At 69.6% G+C, this 22,764-nt stretch carries 26 protein-coding genes and 1 tRNA gene; 13 read left to right on the top strand and 14 right to left on the bottom strand.

The genetic code is table 11. The annotated features are described in order from the left end of the window. Positions 1-31: 31 nt before the first annotated feature. Positions 32-724, top strand: a complete 693-nt coding sequence (locus tag H4W30_RS19350; protein ID WP_192744037.1) for a class I SAM-dependent methyltransferase — start codon at positions 32-34, stop codon at positions 722-724. Between the two features lie 693 nt (positions 725-1,417). Here H4W30_RS19350 and H4W30_RS19345 read toward each other — a convergent pair. The 3 genes from H4W30_RS19345 to H4W30_RS19335 all read right to left on the bottom strand — a co-directional run bounded on the left by H4W30_RS19345 (position 1,418) and on the right by H4W30_RS19335 (position 4,891). Next, positions 1,418-1,491 (bottom strand) — tRNA-Pro (locus tag H4W30_RS19345). 29 nt (positions 1,492-1,520) lie between these two features. Further along, complete coding sequence (locus tag H4W30_RS19340; protein WP_318780623.1) at positions 1,521-2,447, bottom strand: metallophosphoesterase; 927 nt, start codon at positions 2,445-2,447, stop codon at positions 1,521-1,523. 275 nt (positions 2,448-2,722) lie between these two features. Then, complete coding sequence (locus H4W30_RS19335) at positions 2,723-4,891, bottom strand: transglycosylase domain-containing protein (RefSeq protein WP_192744035.1); 2,169 nt, start codon at positions 4,889-4,891, stop codon at positions 2,723-2,725. Positions 4,892-5,241: 350 nt separating this feature from the next. On the opposite strand from H4W30_RS19335, the gene H4W30_RS19330 reads away from it, so the two are divergent. After that, positions 5,242-5,559 (top strand): WhiB family transcriptional regulator, encoded by a 318-nt coding sequence (locus tag H4W30_RS19330; RefSeq protein WP_005166974.1) that lies wholly within the window; start codon positions 5,242-5,244, stop codon positions 5,557-5,559. A gap of 64 nt (positions 5,560-5,623) precedes the next feature. Here H4W30_RS19330 and H4W30_RS19325 read toward each other — a convergent pair whose 3' ends face one another. The 4 genes from H4W30_RS19325 to H4W30_RS19310 all read right to left on the bottom strand — a co-directional run bounded on the left by H4W30_RS19325 (position 5,624) and on the right by H4W30_RS19310 (position 9,058). After that, on the bottom strand, positions 5,624-6,754 hold the full coding sequence (locus tag H4W30_RS19325) for an ArsA family ATPase (RefSeq protein WP_192744034.1): 1,131 nt from the start codon (positions 6,752-6,754) through the stop codon (positions 5,624-5,626). Continuing rightward, positions 6,754-7,758, bottom strand: a complete 1,005-nt coding sequence (locus H4W30_RS19320) for an ArsA-related P-loop ATPase (RefSeq protein ID WP_192744033.1) — start codon at positions 7,756-7,758, stop codon at positions 6,754-6,756. The genes H4W30_RS19325 and H4W30_RS19320 overlap by 1 nt, the downstream gene beginning before the upstream one ends. Before the next feature lie 22 nt (positions 7,759-7,780). Beyond that, complete coding sequence (locus H4W30_RS19315; RefSeq protein ID WP_192744032.1) at positions 7,781-8,029, bottom strand: hypothetical protein; 249 nt, start codon at positions 8,027-8,029, stop codon at positions 7,781-7,783. Positions 8,030-8,113: 84 nt separating this feature from the next. Then, a complete protein-coding gene (locus tag H4W30_RS19310; protein ID WP_192744031.1) occupies positions 8,114-9,058 on the bottom strand; it encodes an esterase/lipase family protein in 945 nt (314 codons plus the stop codon). 129 nt (positions 9,059-9,187) lie between these two features. On the opposite strand from H4W30_RS19310, the gene H4W30_RS19305 reads away from it, so the two are divergent. The 7 genes from H4W30_RS19305 (at position 9,188) to H4W30_RS19275 (ending at position 13,550) form a co-directional block, all read left to right on the top strand. Then, positions 9,188-9,349 (top strand): DUF4177 domain-containing protein, encoded by a 162-nt coding sequence (locus tag H4W30_RS19305; RefSeq protein ID WP_005166970.1) that lies wholly within the window; start codon positions 9,188-9,190, stop codon positions 9,347-9,349. Between the two features lie 12 nt (positions 9,350-9,361). After that, entirely contained in the window at positions 9,362-9,817 is a 456-nt protein-coding gene (locus tag H4W30_RS19300) for a RidA family protein (RefSeq protein WP_034314703.1), read from the top strand. Continuing rightward, positions 9,817-10,446 carry a hypothetical protein gene (locus tag H4W30_RS19295; RefSeq protein WP_125679756.1) on the top strand — a complete coding sequence of 210 codons (630 nt, stop codon included), beginning with the start codon at positions 9,817-9,819 and terminating at the stop codon, positions 10,444-10,446. Before H4W30_RS19300 ends, H4W30_RS19295 begins: the two co-directional genes overlap by 1 nt. A 38-nt stretch (positions 10,447-10,484) precedes the next feature. After that, complete coding sequence (locus tag H4W30_RS19290) at positions 10,485-11,633, top strand: hypothetical protein (protein ID WP_192744030.1); 1,149 nt, start codon at positions 10,485-10,487, stop codon at positions 11,631-11,633. An 89-nt stretch (positions 11,634-11,722) separates the two neighbouring features. Beyond that, positions 11,723-12,535 carry an NUDIX hydrolase gene (locus tag H4W30_RS19285; RefSeq protein WP_192744029.1) on the top strand — a complete coding sequence of 271 codons (813 nt, stop codon included), beginning with the start codon at positions 11,723-11,725 and terminating at the stop codon, positions 12,533-12,535. Further along, the gene (locus H4W30_RS19280; RefSeq protein WP_192744028.1) at positions 12,532-13,302 is read left to right on the top strand and encodes an MBL fold metallo-hydrolase; all 771 of its coding nucleotides are present in this window, start codon (positions 12,532-12,534) and stop codon (positions 13,300-13,302) included. The genes H4W30_RS19285 and H4W30_RS19280 overlap by 4 nt, the downstream gene beginning before the upstream one ends. Continuing rightward, positions 13,299-13,550, top strand: coding sequence for a glutaredoxin family protein (locus H4W30_RS19275; RefSeq protein ID WP_063277327.1), 252 nt, complete (start codon positions 13,299-13,301; stop codon positions 13,548-13,550). Before H4W30_RS19280 ends, H4W30_RS19275 begins: the two co-directional genes overlap by 4 nt. 56 nt (positions 13,551-13,606) lie before the next feature. On the opposite strand, the gene dnaN is transcribed toward H4W30_RS19275, so the two are convergent. The 4 genes from dnaN to H4W30_RS19255 form a co-directional block, all read right to left on the bottom strand. Next, a complete protein-coding gene (gene dnaN, locus H4W30_RS19270) occupies positions 13,607-14,671 on the bottom strand; it encodes a DNA polymerase III subunit beta (RefSeq protein ID WP_192744027.1) in 1,065 nt (354 codons plus the stop codon). 9 nt (positions 14,672-14,680) lie between these two features. After that, the gene (locus H4W30_RS19265; protein WP_192744163.1) at positions 14,681-15,943 is read right to left on the bottom strand and encodes an MFS transporter; all 1,263 of its coding nucleotides are present in this window, start codon (positions 15,941-15,943) and stop codon (positions 14,681-14,683) included. A 463-nt stretch (positions 15,944-16,406) separates the two neighbouring features. Beyond that, the gene (locus tag H4W30_RS19260) at positions 16,407-17,081 is read right to left on the bottom strand and encodes a Crp/Fnr family transcriptional regulator (protein WP_003081747.1); all 675 of its coding nucleotides are present in this window, start codon (positions 17,079-17,081) and stop codon (positions 16,407-16,409) included. Between the two features lie 159 nt (positions 17,082-17,240). Beyond that, positions 17,241-17,492, bottom strand: coding sequence for a hypothetical protein (locus H4W30_RS19255; protein ID WP_005166943.1), 252 nt, complete (start codon positions 17,490-17,492; stop codon positions 17,241-17,243). Positions 17,493-17,729: 237 nt separating this feature from the next. Here H4W30_RS19255 and nth point away from each other — a divergent pair, with 237 nt between their 5' ends. From nth to H4W30_RS19235, 4 genes are read left to right on the top strand one after another with little or no spacing between them, the layout of a single operon-like run. Beyond that, entirely contained in the window at positions 17,730-18,413 is a 684-nt protein-coding gene (nth, locus tag H4W30_RS19250) for an endonuclease III (RefSeq protein WP_192744026.1), read from the top strand. Then, complete coding sequence (locus H4W30_RS19245) at positions 18,410-19,006, top strand: TlpA family protein disulfide reductase (protein WP_192744025.1); 597 nt, start codon at positions 18,410-18,412, stop codon at positions 19,004-19,006. The genes nth and H4W30_RS19245 overlap by 4 nt, the downstream gene beginning before the upstream one ends. Continuing rightward, the gene (locus H4W30_RS19240) at positions 19,003-19,710 is read left to right on the top strand and encodes an NUDIX hydrolase (RefSeq protein ID WP_126730037.1); all 708 of its coding nucleotides are present in this window, start codon (positions 19,003-19,005) and stop codon (positions 19,708-19,710) included. The genes H4W30_RS19245 and H4W30_RS19240 overlap by 4 nt, the downstream gene beginning before the upstream one ends. Before the next feature lie 6 nt (positions 19,711-19,716). Next, on the top strand, positions 19,717-20,901 hold the full coding sequence (locus H4W30_RS19235) for a MarP family serine protease (RefSeq protein ID WP_192744024.1): 1,185 nt from the start codon (positions 19,717-19,719) through the stop codon (positions 20,899-20,901). On the opposite strand, the gene H4W30_RS19230 is transcribed toward H4W30_RS19235, so the two are convergent. The 3 genes from H4W30_RS19230 to H4W30_RS19220 are packed head-to-tail and all read right to left on the bottom strand — an operon-like array spanning position 20,898 to position 22,741. After that, the gene (locus H4W30_RS19230; RefSeq protein ID WP_192744023.1) at positions 20,898-21,302 is read right to left on the bottom strand and encodes a DnaJ family domain-containing protein; all 405 of its coding nucleotides are present in this window, start codon (positions 21,300-21,302) and stop codon (positions 20,898-20,900) included. The genes H4W30_RS19235 and H4W30_RS19230 overlap by 4 nt on opposite strands. After that, a complete protein-coding gene (locus H4W30_RS19225; RefSeq protein WP_192744022.1) occupies positions 21,299-22,222 on the bottom strand; it encodes an alpha/beta fold hydrolase in 924 nt (307 codons plus the stop codon). The genes H4W30_RS19230 and H4W30_RS19225 overlap by 4 nt, the downstream gene beginning before the upstream one ends. Before the next feature lie 15 nt (positions 22,223-22,237). Then, positions 22,238-22,741 (bottom strand): phage holin family protein, encoded by a 504-nt coding sequence (locus H4W30_RS19220; RefSeq protein ID WP_192744021.1) that lies wholly within the window; start codon positions 22,739-22,741, stop codon positions 22,238-22,240. Positions 22,742-22,764: the final 23 nt, after the last annotated feature.

Raw genomic sequence — 22,764 nt, 5'->3', positions numbered from 1 at the left:
CCTGCCACTGGAGAGCCGTACTGTGTGCGGGGTGCTGGAGGGAAACGCGCCGCGCGCCGCGGTGTCCGCGCGGTTCGCGCGTCAGGCGGTCGAGCGGGCCGTGTTCGCGCAACCGCTGTTCGGGCCGGGGATGGGGTGCGTCGACGTCGGCTGCGGGCCGGGTTCGATCACCCTGGGTATCGACGACGGGCACAGAAAGTCCACAGTGGACTTTCTGGTGGCGGAGGCGTGCGCCCTGCCGTTCGCCGAGGCGTCGGTGGACGTGGTCTTCGCGCACGCCGTCTTCGAGCACCTGAAGGAACCGGGTGCCGCGCTGGCGGAGCTCCGGCGAGTTTTGAAGCCCGGCGGCACGCTCGCACTGTCCACATCGGACTGGAGCCGGGCGCGGCTGCGGCCGAAGACGGCGAACGTCGACGCTGCCCTCCGCGGCCACTACCTGCTGTGGCGCCGCGCCGGCGGCGACCCGTTCGCCGGACGCTCGCTGCCCGCCGCCGTCACGGCCGCCGGTTTCACCGACGTGCGAACGAAAATCCGCTACCGCACGGACATGACGTACCGGGCGCTGGCGACGTCCGTCGAGGCACGTCTGGTGACGGCGCTGGAAACCGCGACGACCCCGGACCGTGACCAGCTCGCTTCGGCCGCCCGCTCGGCCTGGTCGTGGGCGCGCTCGGGGGACGGGGATTTCGCGCAGTGCTGGACCGAGCTGCTCGCGACCCGCTGACCGCTCTTCGGCTTCTCCGGTCGCTTCGGCTCCTCCGCCGCTCGCTCCGCCTCCGCTCACTCTCCGGTTGCTTGCGCCCTTCCGCCGGTGTCCCCAATGTCGCATTGGAGACGCTCAGTGTCTCCAATGCGACATTGGGAACCCCTCGGCGCCGACGCACCCTTCGGTTGTCCACACCCACCCACCGTTGTGGACAACCACCCCCACCACCCCCGCTTTCGCCCGGTCCCGACGCCCCTCGGCGATACGCTGGACCCGGGGTCGCCCCCCTGGGAGTGGCGGGGGCTGCCCGGTGGACGGCGGTTGGCTGGAGGCGGCGGGAGCCGCCTGATGCGAGGGGGCCGACCGGTGGCGAGGACTGGCCGGTGCGCGGCGGCTGGTTTGTAGCGGTGGCTGGCCGATGGCGGCGGCTGACCGATGGGGCTGGCCGGGGCTGCGACATGCAACGGCAAGAGTTTCGCGAAGGCGCCCCAGGCGGGCACGGCCGCCGACCGGTGTGCGAGGGCTACCCGGTCCGCGGCGGCATACGCGTCCGGTCGGCTCGTTGCGACGGGATCCCATGTCCTGAAGGGCGCCTTCGGGACGTTGAGCGTCCCAAAGGTGCCCTTCAGGACCTACGGAGCCGGACACCCAAGGCCCACAAAGCGAAAGAGCCTCGCTCACCAAAGTGAGCAAGGCTCTTTCGATTCAACGTCGGGGTGGCGGGATTCGAACCCACGACCTCCTCGACCCGAACGAGGCACGCTACCAAGCTGCGCCACACCCCGGGGTACTGCTTAACGGGTCGTGGAGAAGTCTAGCGGACGGTGTTCCGGGCTTTGCGGGGGGCCGCGTTCCGGCGATTGTCGCTGGTCGTACCCCGTGGGACGAGGGTCAGCAGGCTCGCCTCGGGCGGGCACGCGAAGCGGACGGGAGCATACGGCGAAGTGCCCAGCCCGGCGGAAACGTGAAGCCACATCTGGGCGCCCCAGCGGGACGCGCCGCGCGCGCGGGTGCGGTCGAGTTCGCAGTTGGTGACGAGCGCGCCGTAGCCGGGGACGCGGAGTTGCCCGCCGTGGGTGTGCCCGGCGAGGACGAGGTCGTAGCCGTCGCCGGCGAATTCGTCGAGGACGCGGGGCTCCGGCGAGTGCGTGACGCCGATGCGTACGGCGGCCGCGGTGTCCACCGGGCCGGCGATGTCGGCGTAGCGGTCGCGGTGGAGGTGCGCGTCGTCGACGCCGGCCGTGAACACGTATTGGTCGGCGACCTCGATGGTGCGGCGGACGTGCGTGAGGTCGTGCCAGCCGTGCTCGACGAAGGCTGCACGAAGGTCGCGCCACGGCAGGTGCTCGCCGTGGATGCGCTTCTTCTTGCCCTTCGGCATGAGGTAGCGCGCGGGGTTCTTCGGCTTCGGCGCGTAGTAGTCGTTGCTGCCGAAGATGAACACGCCGGGCCGGTCGAGCAGGGGGCCGAGAGCACGCAGCACCGAGGGGACGGCCTGATGATGTGACAGGTTGTCACCGGTGTTGACGACCAGGTCCGGTTCGAGTTCGTCGAGCGCCGCTACCCAGCGTTGCTTGCTCACGTGACCGGGCAGCATGTGCAGGTCCGAGATGTGGAGGATCGTGAAGGGCTTCGCCCCTGCCGCGAGGACCGGGAGCTCCGCGGTGCGAAGCGTCCACCGGCGCCTTTCGATACCGACCGCGTAACCGAGGGTCGCGGCTCCCAGGGCGGCGGTTCCCACGGCCAAGCGCCGTACCGTCGCCCCCGAAGTGCTTTTGTTACTGAGCGTGCTCACAATGTCCAGTTTACGTGCTCTTCGGTGGTGATCGTTCGCCCCCATTCCGGCGATCTCGGTAAATCGCTGGAATGGCCTCTTTTCTTCACTTTCCGTGGTCGGCGTGGGGTGTCACGATCGACCGGCACGATCCCGTCGACCGCTGTTCCCCGTTAGGCCGCCACGTGCTCACTCAAAGTTAGAGACGCGTGACTCATCGTGATTTACGCTGGTGAACGTGGTCAGCGTCCGCCGCCCGTGTACTTCGGGTCCGGCTGCGGCAGCGGCAGCGCTTCCTGGCCTTCGAGGATCTTCGACATCGCCCCGAACCAGGTCTGCGCCGGCGTCTTCCCGCCGAACATGTTTTCGCAGCCGCGGGTGGTCACGTTACCCGGCCCGAGGTAGCAGAGGCCGCCGTTTCCACCCTTCGGACGGAACACCATCGCCGCGCCGGCGAGCTGCGGAGTGGCCCCGAGGTACGTTCCCGAGCCGTTGCTCTGGGTGGTGCCGGTCTTGCCCATCACCGGCCGGTTCCACTTGGCGCCGCTCGCGGCGCCGGCCGACGTCCCGCCGGGCTGGCTGTCCCGGCTCATGCCGACCGCGAGAGTGTTGGCGAGGCCTTCGGGCACCACCTGCTCGCAGGCGGCTTCCTTGATGGGCACCGGCTTTCCGTCCCGGTCGGTGACGCCGGAAAGCGGGGTCGGCGGGCACCAGACGCCGCCGCTCATGATCGTGGCGCCGACGTTCGCCAGTTCCAGGCCGCTCAACGGAGCCGGGCCGAGCGTGAACGACGCGTTTCCGGGCCAGCCGGGCCTCGGGCCGAAGGCCTGCAGCTGGCTGGTGTTGGCGCCGGGGTTGTCGGACTTCGGATCCACCGCCCCACCGCCGAGGTTGCTGGCCATGGTGTCGCGCATGCCGAGTTTGCGCGCCATCTCGACGATCGGTCCCGTGCTCCCGATCTTCTCTTCGAGGGCCACGAACGCCGTGTTCGGCGAAGTCGCCAGCGCCTGCTGCAGGGACATGGTCCCGCCCGCCGGGTTGTAGTCACCCGCGTTGCCGAGGCAGTACCAGCGGGAGCGCAACGGCGGCCCGGTCGGGGCGCACCTGGGGCCACCACCCGCGAACACGTGCGAGGTGTAGAAGTCCGGCACTGGCAGAGGAGAGTTGATCCCGGCGACACCGGCTTCCAACGCCGCGGCGGCGGTGAAGACCTTGTACGCCGACCCGGCGCCACCGGTGTTGTAGACGCCGGAAGGCAACGCGAACGTCGTCTGCCCCTGGTCTTCGTGGAGCCCGTAGTCACGGTTCGCCGCCAGTGCCACGACTTCGTGCCGTTGCTTGCCCGGCTTCACCAGCGAGAGCGTGTTCGCGACGTTGTCCTGGGTCTTCTTCACCTGGGCTTCGGCCGACATCTTGGCCTCGTGGTTCGCCCGTTCGTCCAAAGTGGTCTTGATCCGGTAGCCGCCGGTGTAGAGGTCGTCCTTCGTCATCCCCGACTTGAGGAGGTAGTCCTCGACGTACTGGCAGAAGAAACCGTTCTCCGGACCGGCGCCGGTGCAGTTCGAGGCGGGCTTCTGCGGGCCGCCTTCGACGACGCCGAGCGGCTCGGCCTTGAAGCGTTCCGCGTCCACCTTCGCGAGCTTCTGGTTGTCGACCATGCGGTCCAGCACCAGGTTCCGGCGCTCGGTCGCCTTCGCGGGGTTCTTCCACGGGTCGTTGACGATCGGGTTGTTCACCAGACCGGCCAGCAGCGCCGCCTGCGGCACAGTGAGCTTCTCGACGGGCGTGTTGAAGTACGCGTTCGCGGCCGCGCCGACGCCGTAGATCTCGCGCGAGAACTCGACCACGTTCAGGTAGCCGGTCAGGATCTGCATCTTGTTCAGCTTGGTTTCGAGCTGGATCGCGATCCGGGCTTCCTTCAGCTTCCGGGCGACCGACTGCTCCTGTGCGCGCTTCTGCCCCGGCTTGTCGTCCCGGTAGACGACGTTGATCAGATAGTTCTTGACGTACTGCTGGGTCAGCGTCGACGCGCCCTGCGTGTCCCCGCCGGTGCTGTTGCTGACCGCGGCGCGCAGCGTGCCCTTCCAGTCCACCCCGTTGTGCTCGTAGAAGCGCTTGTCCTCGACCGAGATCAGCGCCCACTTCATGGCGTCGTTGATCTGTGTCTCGGTGGTCGGGATGCGGTATTGCTTGTACAGCGTCGCGATCTGCTTGCCGGTGTTGTCGGTGATCGTCGTCACCAACGGCGGCGGGATGTCCGCCAAGTCCGAAGATGTCTTGTCGACGGTCTCGCTCGCCTGGTTCGACAGCACCCCCGCGGCACCCGCCACCGGGAACAACATCCCCGCGACCAGCACCCCCGCGAGCACACACAGGCCAATGAGCTTCAGCAGACCGTCTGTTTTGCGCACGCGGACCAGGGTACGCGGATCCCGTTAGCCCACCGTGACGTCACCTCGCTGTCAGTGGATATTCGGTCACGAAATCGACCCCATGCGGTGACGTTAGGTAACGGCAGGCATTCTAGGGCTTGGCGGGGGGAACCGAGGGCCCCTACAGTCCGTCAACGTCTCACGTATGAAAAAGCCGACAGACGGGTGAGTGCGAGCGGCAGTCGCATTCGGCCGAACGGAGGCACCGGCACCGGGGAGGTGTCGGCTCAACCGACGTGAGCACACAGGGAGACACGCTCATGGGGGCAGGAGCGCAGGCTTTTCGTCCCCCCGTGGTGTGTCGAACACCAGGGTAGGGAGCTGGGGGTATGGAAACCAACCAGTCGAGCTGGCGAGTCAATGCGTCGTGCCGCGACACCGATCCGGACGGTTTGTTCGTCCGGGGGGCGGAACAGAACCGGGCCAAGGCGGTCTGCCTCGGTTGCCCGGTCAGGACGGAGTGCCTCGCCGAAGCGCTCGATGGCCGGATCAACTTCGGCATCTGGGGAGGTATGACCGAACGGGAACGGCGGGCGCTGCTGCGGCGGCGGCCGGACGTTTCCAGCTGGGCGGACCTGCTTGAAGCGGCGAAGCGCAGTTTCACCGGGATCGACGAAGAGGAAGACGTCCGCGTCCGAGTCTCGTGATCATGGTTTCGTGAAAAGGCCCCTTCCCTGAGTCCAAGGTAGGGAAGGGGCCCTTCACGGAGATTCAGGACTGGGTGGCGAGCCTGGTCCCGATGTCGCGCAGGCCTTCGAGATCGTGCACGTCACTGGGTAGCGCGGGCACCCGCACCAGTGGGACCTCGGGATGCGCCCGCGTGAACCTGGCGAGCAGCCGCGTCTCTCGATCGGCCAGCGCGACCCGGTCCGCGTGCAGGCGAAGGACGGCTTCGGCCAGCGGAGCGCCGGTCTCGCCCTTCGCGAGCTGCTCGGCGGCCGCGATGGCTTCGGCGCTGGACAACGGCGCCAGCACCGGATGCGTCCGGTTCGCGACCAGGCCGGCCATCGGCATGCTCTCCTCCGAGAGCCGCTCCACGAAGTAGGACGCCTCGCGCAGCGCGTCCGGCTCCGGCGCGGCCACCACCAGGAACGACGTACCGCCGGACCGCAGCAGCTCGGAGGTCTTGCGCGCGCGTTCGCGGAAACCGCCGAACATGCTGTCGAAGGCCTGCATGAACGCCGAAGCGTCGGTCAGCAGCTGGCCGCCGATGATCGTCGAGACCGCCTTTGCGAACATCGAGAACCCGGCGTTGACGACCTTGCGCAGGCCCCAGCCGCCCGCTTTGGCCGGGCCGGTGAGCAGCCGGATCATCCGGCCGTCGAGCGCGCTCGAAAGCCGTGTCGGCGCGTCGAGGAAGTCCAGCGCGGACCGGCTCGGCGGCGTGTCGACGACGATCAGATCCCATTCGTCGGTGGCCGCGAGCTGCCCCAGCTTCTCCATCGCCATGTACTCCTGCGTGCCGGAGAACGACGTGGAAATGGTCTGGTAGAAGGGGTTCTGCAGCAGCTGCTCGGCGCGTTCCGGGCCGGCGTGCACGCGCACCATGTCGTCGAAGGTGCGGCGCATGTCGAGCATCATCGCCCAGAGTTCGCCCTTGGGCTCGAAGCCTTCGACCTGCACCTGCTTCGGGTGGTTGCCCAGTTCGCGCAGGCCGAGCGCCTGCGCCAGCCGCCGCGCCGGGTCGATGGTGAGCACCACCGTCTGCCGTCCGCGTTCGGCCGCGCGCAACGCCAGCGCCGCCGCGGTGGTCGTCTTGCCGACCCCGCCGGACCCGCAGCACACGATGACCCGGCTTTCCGGATCGTCGATCAGCTTGTCGACCTCCAGGATGTCCGACATCAGCGCACCCCCTGCTCGGTCAGCGCTTCGGCGAGGTCGTAGAGCGCCGCGACGTCGACGCCGTCGGTCAGGTCCGGCAGTTCGAGGCCGGGCAAGTCCGCTTCGGCCAGTTGCTCGCGGGCGCGCTGCTCGGCCGCGACCCGTACGGCGTGCTCGACGGTCTCCTCGACCAGCGCGTCGAGGGTGCTTTCGGGCAGATCGAGACCGGCCGACGCGAGCCCGGCGCGGACGCGCGAGGCGTCGACGCGGCCGTCCGCGGCGGCGGTCACCGAACGGGCGGGCAGCCGCGGCGGGCGGACCCGGTTGACCAGGACCGCGCCGGGGCGAAGGTCGGCGCCGTCGAGCTCGGCGACGGCTTCGACGGTCTCCCGCACCGGCATCTCTTCCAGCAGCGTCACCAGGTGGACCGCGGTCTCACCGGAGTGCAGCAGGCGCACGACCCCGTCGGCCTGGCCGCGGATCGGGCCGGTCTTGGCGAGATCGGTCAGCGCCTTGGTGACGTCGAGGAATTTCACGACCCGGCCGGTGGGCGGCGAGTCGACGACGACGGCGTCGTAGGTGTGGCGGCCGTCCGATTCGGTGCGGCCGACGCATTCCTTGATCTTCCCGGTGAGCAGGACGTCGCGGAGACCCGGCGCGAGCGTGGTCGCGAACTCGATCGCGCCCATCCGGCGCAGCGTCCGCCCGGCGAAGCCGAGGTTGTAGAACATCTCGAAGTATTCGAGGAGCGCGGCCTCGACGTCGATGTGCAGGGCGCGCAGTTCGCCGCCGCCGGGAACGGCCGCGATGCGCTGCTCGGCGTACGGCAGCGGCTCGGTGTCGAAGAGCTGGGCGATGCCCTGGCGGCCTTCGACCTCGATCAGCAGCACCCGGCGCCCGCCTTTGGCGAGCGCGAGGCCGAGGGAGGCGGCGAGCGTGGTCTTGCCCGTCCCGCCCTTACCGGTGACGAAATGCAGCCTGGCTCTCGCGAGTTCGTCGGTCCAGCCGGCAAGGGATGTGCTCACCGGTCCCACCCTAATTGAGCGGTCAGCTCGCCAGCATCATGACGCCGAGCGCGGCCACGATGAGTCCCAGAAGACTCCAGGTCAGGACGCCGGGCAGCACCGTGAGCATCACCACACCGAGCAGCAGGAGGACGACGAAGGCCACCGCGCCGGTGATCGCGACCGTCCCCGAGCGGTCCGTGCGGTCCCGTGCCTTGGCCATCAGGACCAGCACCAGCGGCAGCCCGGCCGCGGCGAACAGGACGGTCGCGACCACACGCCAGGTCTCCACGGGCCCACCGTATCGCCGCCGAACGCGCGTGAAGGCCCCCTTCCCTCGGCTCAGCCGAGGGAAGGGGGCCTTCACGCGCTTCGGTCAGCTCCCGATGGGGGTGGCGGGCACGCAGGGGACCGGCTTCGCGTGCGCCGGGTCCAGCGCGTTGAGGACGTGCCCGGCCGCGTTCTTGTCGGCGGCGACGCCCGCGTGCTCGGCCAGGTCCAGCACACAGCCGTCCTGAAGCACGATGTTCTTCACGTTCGGCCCCTTGCCCATCCCGCTCGTGTACGGGATGACGGCCTCGTCGTAGCGGGTCATGATGTTCGTGTAGGTCACGCCCGGCTGGAAGACGCCGTTGCCCGACCGCAGCTTCGTGAGGAATTCCGAGCCGCGCAGGAACTGGCGGCACGAGCCGCAGGCCGGATCGAGGATGCCGTTGAAGCCGGGTGCGAGCCCCAGCGCGGCGGCGAGCGCGTACAGATGCGAAGCGCCGAGCAAGGTCGTGCCGTCCCAGAGCGGGGTCAGGCTGACGTACTTGTCCACTTTGGACGCACCGCCGAGGAACTTCACGTAATAGGAAGGCATCAGCGTGCCTTCGGAATGCCCGAGAAGGTCCACTTTGGCCGCGCCGGTCGCGCCGAGCACCTTGTCGACGAACGCCGAAAGCTCCTTCGCGCTCTGCTCCATCGGAAGGAGACCGCCGGGCTGGTAGACCGGCAGCGGCTTCCCGGGGACCCCGTAGGTCAAGGAGAAGACGCAGTACCCCTGGTTCTTGAGCAGCGGGGCGAACGTCTGCCAGTTCACCGTCTGGTTGGCGCCGAGGCCGTGGGTGAGCACGACCGGATTCGGATGGGCCTCGCTCGGGCGGCAGCCGAAGTCGTTCGCGCCGGGCGGCGGGCCGCCGGGATTCGCCGCCTGCGCGGGCAGCGCCGCGGCGAGGGTCCACGGGACGGGGAGTTCCTCGTCGGCGTTCGCCGGTGAAGCGCAGATCAGGGCAAGGGCCGCGGCCAGGAAGGTGGCGGCGAGGGACTTCGTCGTCCGCATGTCGGCGTCCTATCTACTCCCGAGTAGGTGTGAAGTGAACCACATCGGCGGGAAATCGGCGAACCCGTCGCGAGAGGGTTTTCCGCATGTGTGTCGGGCGCGCTTGCCGGTTTGGCTACGCTCCCGGGCATGAGCGCCACCAAGTGGGAGTACGCGACCGTCCCCCTGTTGATCCACGCCACCAAGCAGATCCTCGACCAGTGGGGAGAGGACGGCTGGGAGCTCGTCACCGTGCTCCCGAACCCGACCGGCGAGCAGCACGTCGCCTACCTCAAACGAGCGAAGAACTGAGGGATTGAAGCCATGACCTGGAGCGATCGACTCGCCGAGCTCGGGATCGAGCTGCCAGCCGTCGCCGCCCCGCTGGCGGCCTACGTGCCGGCCGTCCGCACCGGTTCGCACGTCTACACGGCCGGGCAGCTGCCCTTCGTGAAGGGTGAGCTCGAAGCGACCGGCAAGGTCGGCGCCGAGGTCAGCCCCGAAGAGGCGAAGCAGTACGCGCGGACGTCGATCCTCAACGCCCTCGCCGCGGTCGACTCGGTCGTCGGCATCGACAACGTCGTCCGGGTGGTCAAGGTCGTCGGGTTCGTGGCGTCCGCGGAGGGCTTCACCGGTCAGCCCGCGGTGATCAACGGCGCGTCCGAGCTGCTCGGCGAGATCTTCGGCGAGGCGGGTATCCATGCCCGCTCGGCCGTCGGGGTCGCCGAGCTGCCGATCGGGGCGCCGGTCGAGATCGAACTGATCGTGGAGGTGAAGTGATGGACCCGGACATCGAACGGTCCTCGCACGAGCTCCTGCTCCGGCTGGCCGGACGGCTGCCGGACCAGCTCTTGTGGCGGTTCCGTGACTGGCTGGGCGAAGGCGCGATGGGCACGCTCGCGCGGACCCTGCCCAGGTCTTTGCTTAAGCACAGGATCGACCTTGATCAAACGGAGTATCGCCTGCTAGTCGCCGGGCTCATCCCTCACGGAGCCGACTGGCATCAGGTGAGTTCCACCCTGGGGGTAGACGACGTCACCGAGACCAGGTACACATTCACGCAGAGTGCGCCCGAATGGGTGAACTCCGTCGACTCTGTGTCCGTATTGATCCACGCAACGTTGCGGGGACGGCCGGATGTGGGTGAAGTGCGGCAAAGCTGGCGACACCTCGGTGTGGTCGGCGAGGGTGGGGCGAAACGAGTCCTCCTGGTCACGGCGCTGAACGGGCTGCCGAGGCTGACCGGCGAACTGCAGCGCGTCCTGCGCGTGCTGGGTGACGAGGAGCCCGGCGTCGAGGTTCTCCCGCCGAGCATCGACCTCACCGGCTACCACCGCACCGCGCTCGCCAACTCCGAGCTGGTCTGTGTGGGCGCGGTGGACACGGGAAGTCGGCTGGTCGCCGCTTAACGCTCGCTCCACCAGGCGAGCCGGGAGGGAGCAGAGCAATGGTGGAGGTCCACGACGGCCCGCCCATGGACGGGTTCTCGGTGCCCCTGCGCCTGCACAACCTGTTACTGGCCCTGGCGGGTCGTATCGACGACAGTGCTTTGACCGAAGCGCGTGAGCTGATCGCGCGTGCGCACATCGACGAAGCGGTGGAGCTCACCACCGGCACCCTGATCGCGGGGAAGATCCCGGTGAGCTCGGCCGAACAGCGTGAACTCGCGCTCGTCCTCGAGATGAGCAGGTCCGACGCCACCCTGGCGAACGACCTGCTGGTCGTCGAGGAGGACGAGCCGGTGCTCACCCACCGGTTCACCGGTGAGAACCAGCCCGAATTCGGCCTCGCCGAGGCGCTCGACCGCACCCTGCAGGTGCTGCCGGACGTCCGGTCGGTGCACGCGGTGTGGCGGAACACGCCGGCGGGCAGTGTGCCCGGCGCGCTGCCGCAGCGGGTGGTCCTGGTCGAGATCGGCCCGGAGGGCAATCCGCCCGCGGTCGCGTTCCGCGTGGACACCGCGCTTCGCCGCGCGGGGATCCGTTCGGTCGTCGAGGTCGCGGGACCCGGCGTCGCGCGGTCCGCGTACCACCAGGCCGCGTCGTCGGCCGCGAGTCCTGTCTGGGTCACCGGGAGTACCCACTCCAGTGACTTTCGGTCCGAGCCGGTGACTCCGCCGCCCGCTCCCGCCCCGGCTCCCGAGCCGGTCAAGGAGCAGCCGAGCAGGCACGGGCTGCGGCCGGTCGGCGGCGGGAGTCACGAACCGGTCGAGCCGATCGCGCCGGTGGTGCCGATCGTGCAGCAGGCGCCCGCGGCGACGCCGTCGTCCTCGTCTTCGTCGGAGCCGGCCTCGCCGCGCAAGTCGCGGGCGGAGACCCGCGCCGAGCGCACGGCCGACCTGACGCCGGCCGAGGTGGCTCAGCTGCGCCAGGCGCTCAAGGAGGACCCCGAAAAGGGCCGCGAGATCGCCACGGGCAAGCCGAGCATGCACGAGGTCGTCGAGCTGCCCGCTCTCGATCTCGACGACCCCAGCCTGAGCGAGCGCGACCGCGCGCTCCTGCGCGAGCTGCACGCCGAGCTCGCCGAACGGGAGCGCGCCGAAGCGGCGAAGATCCGGCTGAACGGTGCTTCGCGCAGCAGCGGCTGGTCTTCCTGACCTGTTTTGAGCATTTCGTCCTCTGGATGCGGTGGTTGCACGCGCAACTACCGCATCCAGAGGACGAATTGCGATGTTAGGTTGCGAGGGTGGCTGAAGAACTGACATTCGACATCCCGGTGGGGGCCGGGGTGGGCACCCGCGCCAACGCCGGCGGTGAGCCGGTGACGCCCAAGGACGCGGCGACCGTGATCCTCCTCAGGGACGGCGCCGACGGCGTCGAGGTCTTCCTGCAGCACCGCGTGAAGGGCATGCCGTTCGCGGGCGGAATGACCGTCTTCCCCGGTGGCGGCGTGGATTCCCGCGATGTCGACACCTCCGTCAGCTGGGCGGGACCCGGGCCGGCGTGGTGGGCGGAACGCTTCGGCTGCGACGAATCGCTCGCCCGCGCCCTGGTGTGCGCGGCCGTGCGGGAGACGTTCGAGGAGTCGGGAGTGCTGCTCGCGAGCGTCGGGGACGCCGTCGTCACCGATACGACGCCCTACCACGACGCCCGCGCGAAGCTGGTCTCCCGCGAGCTCTCGCTCGCCGCGTTCCTCGAAGCCAACGGCCTGACGCTGCGCGCGGATCTCCTGCGCCCGTGGGCGAACTGGGTCACCCCGCCGCAGGAACCGCGCCGCTACGACACCTGCTTCTTCGTCGCCGTGCTGCCCGAGGGGCAGGAGGCGGACGGAGCCACCTCCGAGGCCGTCAGCTCCGGCTGGCAGCGGCCCGAGGAGGCCATCGCCGATGCCAGGGAAGGGCGCCGGATGCTCATGCCACCGACCTGGATGACGCTGTCGGAACTGGGCGAGTTCGACTCGGCGGCCGCGGCCCAGGCCGTCGAACGCGAGATCTCGAAGATCATGCCGACGCTGGTGCGCGAAGGCGACAAGGTCCGCGTCGTCTTGGACCCGGCATGAGCGCCCCCGCGTACGGCGTGCTGCGCCGGATCACGCCGACGGCCTCCGTGCTGCTGGAGCACAATCCGTCGTCGATGACGTTGGAGGGCACCAATTCCTGGGTGCTGCGGGGGCCTGGCGCGGCAGGTTCCGTGGTCGTCGACCCCGGGCACGAGGACATCGAGCATCTGACGCTGCTGGCCGGGACCGGTGCCGTCGAACTGATCGTCCTGACCCATCACCACCCCGACCACGCCGAGGGCGCGCCCTGGTTCGCCGAGCGTGTCGGCGCCCCGGTGCGGGCCTTCGACGAGTCGCTCTGCGTCGGTGGGAAGTCCCTTGTGGACGGTGAGGTGATCGAGGCGGGTGGCGTCCGGCTGTCGGTGCTGCACACGCCCGGCCACACCGGCGACTCGATCTGCCTGGTGTCCGACGGGCAGATCCTGACCGGCGACACCATCCTCGGGCGCGGCACCACCGTGCTGCACGACCTCGGCGACTACCTGCGCTCGCTGCGGAAGCTCATCGGCCTGCCCGGCGGCACCATCGGCCTGCCGGGACACGGCCCCGAGCTGCCCGACCTGGCCGCGACCGCGCGCGAATACCTGGCGCACCGGGAAGAACGGCTCGACCAGGTGCGTTCGGCACTGGAGAAGCTCGGCGCGGACGCCACCCCGCGCCAGGTGGTCGAGGTCGTCTACGCCGACGTCGACAAGGCTTTGTGGGCGCCCGCCGAATGGAGCGTGCAGGCGCAATTGGACTACCTGAGGTCGGAGGACGGCAAATGAGTGACGTCGAGGTCGAGTTCTACTGGCGCCCCGGATGCGGGTTCTGTGCCGCGCTTGAGCGACCGCTGTCGAAGAGCGGTTTCAAGGTGAAGCGGGTCAACATCTGGGAGGACCCGGAAGCCGCCGCGCGGGTGCGTTCCGTGGCGAACGGGAACGAGGTCGTGCCGACGGTCTTCGTGGGCTCGAAGGCGATGGTGAACCCTTCGTTCGGTGAGATCGAGGCCGCCGTGAAGGCCGCTTCCGCCTGACTCCTCGTGAGTGGCTAGGACGGTTCTAACCGTCCTAGCCACTCACGAGGCGAGTGTCAGCGCGCCAGCATCGGCATCACGTAGTACGTCAGCTCCACATCACCCGGCTCCACCGCCCGGATGACGCAGGCCCGCATCCCTGGCTGGATTTCGAGCCGCACCCGTCCCCCGGCGAAACCCTGCAGCGCGTCCAGCAGGTAGCGCGCCTGGAACGAGGGTGACGTCCGGCCGCCCGAAACCTCGGCCTTCAAGGTCTCCTCGGCTTCCCCGGTGTCCTGTTTCGAGCTGGCCAGCCGAAGGTGCGAATCGCCGACCTCCAGCGTCAGCACCCGGCGATCGTCCGCGTAGACGCCCACCCGGCGCACGGCGGCGGCCAGCGCGTCGGCGGCCACCTCGACCGTGGTGTCCACAGTGGACGACTCGATCAGCTTCTCCGACAGGAATCCGGCGTCGAGCACGGCGGTGGTGACGGTGACGCCGGCCCAGCTCAGCCCGAAGCGAGTCCTGTCGCCGTGCAGGCCGACGGTGCCGCGCGCCTGCTTCGCCGTCTCCGCGAGCAGACCCGCCGGGACGAGCGCGTCGATCGGCTCGCCTTCGGACCGCAAGGGCAGGGTGGCCACGGCCATCCGGTACCGGTCGGACGCCGTCAGCCGCAGCTCGCGGCTGAAGCTCTGCACGCGGACGCCGGTGAACATCGGCAGCGCGTCGTCCTTCGCCGCCGTGCCCGCGACCGTGCGCAACGCGGTCACCAGCGCGTGACCGTCCACTTCGGACACCTTCGGCGGCATGTCCGGCAGGTTCAGCTCGCGGCTCAGCAACGGAAGGGCGTATCGACCGCCCTCCACCCGCACGGCCAGCCGCGAACCCTCGACGACCAGGCGCACCAGGTCGTCATCGAGCATGCGCAGCGTTTCCGCGAGCGGCCCGGCGGGGACGAGGACCTCACCGTCGGTGTGGACCATGGCGTCACTGGTCAGGAGTACCGCCCGCTCACTGTCGCTGCCGCCGACGGTCAGCCCGTCCTTCCCGGCGCGCAGGAGCAGGCCGGAGCGGGCCGACAGCAGCCGGGCGGCGGCGGTGACGGCGGACGAGAGGGAGCGGGTGGCGGCAGTCAGGTCCATGCCCGCAAGCTAGCGGGCGGCACCGACAAGTTCGGGCGCTTCGGCGACGGCTCCGGCCGGCCGCGGGCGGAAGGTGCCGCGCAGCAGCCACACCACCGCGGCGAGCGCGAACCCGACACCGCCGGCGGCGAGGAACGCCGCTTCGTGTCCGGCGTGCTCGACGAGGTAGCCGCTGATCGACTGCCCGAACGCGAGACCGAGGGTCACCGCGGTGAGCACCCAGCCGAACGCCTCGGCCGCCGTGCCCTTCGGCGCGGCGATCTCGATGGCCGCCGAGTGCGTCGTCGACTGCGGCGTGATGAGCGCTCCCGCGGCGAGCATGGCGAGCGCGAGACCCCAAAGCGAGCCGGGCAGGGCGAGCAGCGCCACCAGCGCGCCGAATCCGGCCAGCAGCACCGGCAGCCGAAGGCCCATCTGACGCGGCCACGGGCGCAGGCTGTACGCGACGCCGAACGCGACCGAGCTGACCGACCAGGCCGAGAGCAGCAGACCGCCGATGGAGGTGTTCCCGGCCTCGGTGGCGGCCGCCGGGACGGCGACCTCGACGAACCCGATCACGGCGCCGAAGCCCAGCGCGGCGATCGCGAGTGTGCGCATCCCGGGGCTGGCCAGCGCGCCGAGCAGTTTGCCGCCCGTCGACGGCGACGGCCCCCACGCGCGCACGGTCGGGCTCAGCGCGAACAGGACCGCGCCCGCGATCATGGTCAGCGAGCCGGTCACGATGCCGGTCCCCGCCCACGGCGCGGCGATCAGCAGCCCCGCGAAGCCGGGACCGAGGATGAAGAAGACCTCCATGCTGATCGCCTCGTAGGAGAACGCGGCGTTCCGCGTCGGCCCGGCGGGCAGCAGCCGGGTCCACAGCGCGCGCGAGGCCGAACCGACCATCGGCTCCGTGATCCCGGTGCCGAAAGCCAGCGGGACCAGCACGAGGGTCGGCGCGTGCGCCTCGATCGCGAACACCAGCGCGGTCATCGCCAGCGCGAAAAGCACGGTGGTGGTCAGCAGCGGCCTGGTCGGGCCGAAGCGGTCGATGAGCCGCCCCTGCACGACCGCGCCCACGGAGACGCCCACCAGCGACCCGGCCGACACCAGTCCGGCCGCGGCGAAGGAGCCCGTCTCGCGCTGGACGTAGAGCAGCGCGGAGATGCCGATCATCGCGATCGGCAGGCGGGCGAGCAGGGACGCGATCACCGCCCCGCGGGATCCGGCCGCGGTCAGCGCGGCTCGGTAGTCGGCGAGGGAGGTGCGGTGGCTCTCGGCGGAAGCGGACACAGACTGGGACACGCGTACCAGTATGAACACTTTGGTACGCGAGTACCAGTTCCTTGGCGGTAAGTTTGGTCACCACCGATTTCGGGTAGTACGTGGGTCGAAGCGCCCCAGTTCGTCACGATCGGGTAACAGTCGGTCCATTCCGGGTCATTCGGGGCAACAAATCGACGCGTTCGGCGTCCTTGAGAGTGAAAGAGCTTGAATCCACGGCCGATGGCCGTGGATGGTTGTACGACAATCACACAGTCTCCAGCTCCCTCCGGCGTACGGGTCGGGGCCTTGTTCCGGAGGGCGGGGAGCGCGGATCGTCGGGGGATGGTCCGCGCACAGCGAAGAGCCGGTGCGCCACGTCGGGGGTGGCGCCCGGCTCTTCGTTGTGTCGAGCTCTGTGTTCAGCGCAAGTACGTGAAGGCCCCCTTCACTGCGTCTAGCGCAATGAAGGGGGCCTTCACGTACTTGAAAATCAACGGGCGCGGCGGGCCAGGCGCTCCGGGTCCAGGATCAGGACGCTCTTGCCTTCGAGCCGCAGCCAACCACGGTGCGCGAAGTCGGCGAGAGCCTTGTTGACGGTCTCGCGCGAGGCGCCGACGTACTGGGCGATCTCTTCCTGCGTCAGGTCGTGCGTGACCCGCAGCAGACCGGCCTCCTGGCTGCCGAAGCGCTGCGCCAGCTGCAGCAGCGCGCGCGCCACGCGGCCGGGGACGTCGGTGAAGATCAGCTCGGCGACCATGTTGTTCGTCCGGCGCAGCCGTCGGGCGACCACCCGCAGTAACTGCTCGGCGATCTCCGGGCGGGTGGAGATCCACTGCCGCAGCGCCGGGCGGTCCATCGTCACCGCGCGGACCTCGGTCACGGTCGTCGCGCTGGACGTCCGCGGGCCGGGGTCGAAAATGGACAGCTCGCCGAACATGTCGGACGGGCCGAAGATGCCCAGCAGGTTTTCCCGGCCGTCGGGTGACTTGCGGCCGATCTTCACCTTGCCGGACTGGATGATGTAAAGCTTGTCGCCGGGTTCACCCTCGTTGAAGATGACATGCCCGCGAGGGAACTCCACGGATTCCAAGGTCTGTGCCAGCGCCTCGGCGGCTGCCGGCTCAACACCCTGGAAAATGCCCGCTCGGGCCAGGGTTTCGTCCACCTCGGGTGCCTCCTCATCGAGATACGACGTCGATCCTCATTCTGCCGAGGACCGTGTCGTCGATCACTTTTCGCGTCAGTCTAGGTCGTGCGCGCGAGATCGCTCGTCGGCACGCCGAACGCGCGGGCGGCCGGGAACGATCTCGCTCGAACGTGGAGCCTAACTCCGCACGCGTCGCGCGCGAAGCCTGGCCGCCTTCCCGCCCAGCCTGCGCAGCCGGAAAAGCTCGAGCGCGCGCCCGATGCCGTGCCCGTAGAGGGCTCTGACCTCGTTGGGCTGAGCCTGCTCGAGGAACTCCTCGACCTCGTTCTCCTGCACCGCGACGTGCTTGAGCCTGGTCTCCACGCGTTCCATGAACAGCGCGAAGAACATGATCACCAGGGGCACCAGGATGACGAACCAGACGGTCATGAGCCCTGCCCAGGGAATTCGGAAAAGTTGTGCATTACTCCAGATCCTCGCTCATGGCGTCCTCGATCGAAGCGCCGAGGTGGTGCTCTGGCGTGTCGGCCGTCGACCGGCGGGTGCTCCCACTGGCTCGTCCGATGGCGCCCGTAGGCTATCGGGGTGCCTCCTGCCCCTGCCAATGCCCCCCGTGCGGGGGGCAAGGGTGAAAGCCGGCTCGCATTGGTGAGACGCGCCAGGCGGATGAAGCGTTGCCTCGACGACGAGTTCCCGGACGCGCACTGTGAGCTTGACTTCACCACTCCGCTCGAATTGCTGGTCGCGGTCGTGCTTTCGGCACAGACCACCGACGTCCGCGTGAATCAGGTCACGCCCGCCCTCTTCGCCCGCTACCGGACGGCCGCCGATTACGCCGGCGCCGACCGTGCCGAACTCGAGGAGTACCTCCGGCCGACGGGGTTCTTCCGCGCCAAGGCGAACTCGGTGATGGGGCTCGGCGCGGCGCTGGTGGAGCGCTACGACGGCGAAGTGCCCGGCAAGCTGAAGGATCTGGTCACGCTGCCGGGTGTCGGCCGCAAGACGGCCAACGTCGTCCTCGGTGACGCCTTCGGGGTTCCCGGGATCACCGTCGACACCCACTTCGGCCGTCTCGTCCGCCGCTGGGGCTGGACCGAGGAGGAGGACCCGGTCAAGGTCGAGCACGCCGTCGGCGAGCTGATCCCGCGCAAGGAGTGGACGCTCCTCTCGCACCGGACGATCTTCCACGGCCGCCGCGTGTGCCACGCCCGCAAACCCGCCTGTGGCGCCTGTCCGCTGGCCAAGATGTGCCCCTCGTACGGAGTCGGCCCGACGGGGTTCGAAGAGGCCGCGAAGCTGGTCAAGGGCGAAGAACGCGAGCACATCCTGGAACTGGCGGCCCGCCGGTGACCAGGGTCACCAAACTGGCCCTCGGCGCCGCCGTGCTGGTGGTGGCCCTGATCGTCGCGCTGCTCACGACGCGTGACGGCCAAGCGCCCGCCAAGACGTCGGGGGATCTCACGGCCGCGCGCGCGAAGGCCGCGCTCGCCCCCTGCCCGCCGCCTGGGCCGGGCGAGGTGGCGAAGCTGCGCGGAGTGGACGTCGAATGCCTCGGCGACGGCTCCCGGGTCGACCTCGCGAAGGTGGTCTCGGGCGGTCCCGTGCTGGTCAACCTGTGGGCGTCGTGGTGCGAGCCGTGCCGTGCCGAACTGCCACTGCTCCAGGAGTACGCGGCGTCGCCCGGTGCCGCGCGCGTGCTCCTCGTCCAGGTCGCGAGCTCCGGGGCCGACGGGCTGGCGCTGCTGACCGAACTGGGTGTCCGGTTGCCGTCGGTGTTCGACGGTGACGGACAGTCGGGTCCGGTGCGGACGGCACTAAAGGTCCCTTCCTCCCTCCCGGCGACATACCTGGTCACGGCGGGCGGCGACGTCCGGCTCATCGAGAACCCACGCGTCTTCCTGAACACTGACCAGGTGCGCGCCGCTGTGGAAGGGACACCATGACCGGCCCCCTCGTGGATCCCGAGGCCGTGCCCGCCTGGTTGCAGCCGCTGGTCAAGATCAGCGGCGAGATCGGCGCGGACGCGTTCAGCCGGTTCAGCGTGCCGCGGGACGCGACTTACCGGTCCGCGTCCGTCCTGATGCTCTTCGGCGAGGGCCCGCAGGGTCCCGACGTCCTGCTCCAGCGCCGCGCCGACACGCTCGGCTCGCACGCCGGCCAGGTCAGCTTTCCCGGCGGTGGCGCCGAACCGGAGGACGGCGGGCCGGTCGGCACCGCGTTGCGCGAGGCGGAGGAGGAGACCGGTGTCGAACCTTCGGGAGTGCTGCCGGTGGCGGTCTTCCCGGAGCTTTTCGTGCCGGTGTCGAGTTTCGCCGTGACGCCGGTGCTCGCCTACTGGCGGACGCCGTCGCCGGTGCACGCGGTCGATCCCGGCGAGACCGCGGCGGTGGCCAGGGTGCCGATCGCCGAACTCACCGACCCGGCGAACCGGTTCCAGGTCAAACGCGCGGGCTACGACTGGAAGGGGCCCGCGTTCGATGTCGGCGGGATGTTCGTCTGGGGGTTCACGGGCGGCCTGCTGGCGATGACGCTGTCGCTCGGCGGCTGGGAACGGGACTGGGACCGAGGCGACGTCCGGGAGCTTGACGTAGCGTTGGCCGAACATCAGGCGCGGGTCGACGGGCGGCAAGTGCCGGAGAAGGAGTAGGCGCCGGTGAACTGGGTCGACGTACTGGTGATCCTCCTCGCGCTGCTGGCGGGCGTGTCCGGCGCGTTCCAAGGGGTGATCATCGCCCTCCCCTCGCTGGTCGGGGTGGTGCTCGGCGCGCTCGCCGGGATCAAGATCGCGCCGCTGATCGTCGAGCTCTTCCAGCATCCGGCGGCGAAGGTCGCCTTCGCGGTGGCCACCGTGGTGTTCCTGGTCGCGCTCGGCGAGACCCTCGGGGTCTGGGCGGGCCGGAGACTGCGGCAGAAGATCAACCCGGACAAGCTTTCCGGCGTCGACAAGACACTCGGCGCGGTCGTTCAGGCCGCCGTGGTGTTCGTGGTCGCGTGGCTGATCGCGACGCCGCTGACGGCCGTCTCAGGCGTGCCCGGGCTGGCGAAGTCGATCAACAGCTCGGTCGTGCTCGGCGAAGTGAACAACGTGATGCCGGAAGCGGCGCAGGGCTTCCCGAGCGAACTGCGCAAACTGCTGGACGCGTCCGGCTTCCCGTCCATTGTGGACCCGTTCCAGAAGCCGAACGTCGAGGACACCAGCCCGCCGGACACCGCGCTGCAGGCGAGCGCGATCGTCAAACAGGTGCACCGCAGTGTGGTGAAGATCCGCGGCAACGCGACTTCGTGTTCGCGGGCGCTGGAGGGCAGCGGATTCGTCGTCGCGCCGCAGCGCGTGATGACGAACGCGCACGTCGTCGCCGGGACCGACGAGGTCGCCATCGAATCGACTTCGGGCAAGTTCCCGGCCAGGGTCGTCTACTTCGACCCCGAGGCCGACGTGGCCGTGCTCGCGGTGCCGCGGCTCCAGGCGCCCGTGCTCCCGTTCACGCCACGGGTCGCGCGGGCCGGCGACAACGCGATCGTGCTCGGCTACCCGCTCGACGGCCCGTACACCGCGACGCCGGCCAGAGTGCGCGGCCGGATCAACCTCCGCGGACCGGACATCTACGAGGCGAACACCGTGCAGCGGGACGTGTTCACCGTGCGCGGGCAGGTGCGCAGCGGTAACTCGGGCGGCCCGATGATCAACCCCGAGGGCGAGGTCATCGGGGTGGTCTTCGGCGCGGCCGTCGAGGATCCGGAGACCGGCTTCACGCTGACGTCGGAGCAGGTGCGGCCGGTGGTCGAGACGGCTCCGGCGCTGAGCGCGAACACGTCGACGGGGCCCTGCGCGAACTAGCGCGCTTCGCGCCAGGAGGCCAAGACCTCGTCCACGTCCAGCGGCCGTGCCCGCAGCACCGGACCGCCCGCCGGACGCCGGTGCTCGGCGCGGATCCGTTCGTTCAGGTCCTCGACGATCTCCCGCACCCGCGCCTCACGACGCACCTTCGCGAGGGTGTCCGGAAGGTCGTCGAGCTCCTTCGCGATCGCCAGCGAAGGCGGCAGCAGCGCCGAAACGTCGTGCCCCTCGGCGCGGACCTTGTTCACCACCCACGACAGCGCGCTGTCCTGGGTTCCGGTCTTCGGCAGCGGTTTTCCCGCGCCGGGCAGGTCGTCGAACTCGCCCTTCGCCTCCGCGGCGCTGATCTGCCGGTCCACCCAGGACTCGAACGACACGCCCGTCGGTTTGCGCTCGGTCATGCTTCCAAGATACGGAAGAAGCCCAGCAGCGCGGCCGAAGTGCGCTCCGGGGCCTCCAGATGCGGGAAGTGCCCGATGCCGGGCCAGCGTTCGAGACGGGCGTCCGGCGCCCAGCGCCGTGATGCCGCCGCGGTGTCGGGCAGGACGCACCGGTCCTCCTCGCCGTGCAGTTGCAGCACGCGGGGAGCGAAGCGGTCTTGCAGTGCTTCGCGGAACCGGCGTCCTTCGCCGCGGAACTGGGCGCGGAACGCCCATCGGTAGTACTCGAGCGCGCTGTGCGGCACTCCCTGCACCAGCATCGCCTGCCGGAACGTCCGCAGTGTCTCGGTGAAGTCGGAAGTGTCCGTCCACTGTGGACCGGACCAGGCGCGGAAGAGCTCTTCGACGGCGAGTGCGTCGTCCTTGACCAGCCATTTTTCCGGTGCCATCGGCACTTGGAAGCGGAGCAGATGTCCCGAAGCACGCAGCTGCCCCGGCCGCCGGACGGCCCGGCGCAACGCCAGCGGATGCGCGCCGCCCAGCACACTGACCGACGCCACCAGCCGCGGGTGCAGCGCGCCGACCGTCCACGCGAGCATGCCGCCCCAGGCGTGCCCGACGAGATGGGCCTTGCGCGCGCCGAGCGACTTGATCAGCCCGCCGACGTCGCCGGCGAGAGTCCAGGCGTCGTAGCCGCGCGGGGGCTTGTCGGAGTCGCCATAGCCGCGCAGATCGACCGCGACCACCCGGAAACCGGCGTCCGCGAGCGACTTCAGCTGGTGATGCCAGGCCCACCAGAACTCGGCGAACCCGTGCAGCAGCACGACCAGCGGCCCGTCGCCGAGTTCGGCGACGTGCAGCCGGATGCCGTTCGCCGAGACGTCACGATGAGTCCACGGACCGTCGATCCGGACGATCGACGGATCCGGTGTCGCCTGCACCGACTCGAAGACTTCTCAGTCGCGGACCGCGACCGCGTCGTCTTCGGCGCTGTGACGCGGCTTGAACGCGGCGGCGGTGTCCTTGAAGCTGTTGATCGTGCGCTCCGGCGCCTTGATCTTCTTCACCTTGCGGTAGCCGAGGAAGCCCGCGGCCGCCGTCGCGACGAGCATCAGCCCGAACACGATCGCGAACGCCGCCCAGCGCATCAGCCACTCGGACAGCAGCTCGCCGAGGAAGAAAAAGAAGAAGAACGAGCTGTACAGGCCGATGACCAGCGCGACCAGGAAGAAGATGGCGCCCTTGAGGCCCTTCTTCGCCTCCGCGACGACCTCGGATTTGGCCAGCTCGACCTCGGCGCGGATCAGCGTCGAGACGTGTTGTGTGGCATCGCCGACGAGTTTCCCGAGGGACTGCTCGCTCGCTACCACGTCGTCATCGCTCGACAGGGGGAGGTAGGGCACGGCCCCCACGCCGTCGGGGCCGGTACGTTCGTGCTTGGGGCTGCTCACACCGGTCATCGTGCCACGTGCCCCGATCACGG

This window comes from Amycolatopsis roodepoortensis (assembly GCF_014873915.1).
GTDB lineage: Bacteria > Actinomycetota > Actinomycetes > Mycobacteriales > Pseudonocardiaceae > Amycolatopsis > Amycolatopsis roodepoortensis.
Note: the sequence above shows the minus strand (reverse complement) of the source record. Positions and strands in the feature narration are given on the sequence as shown.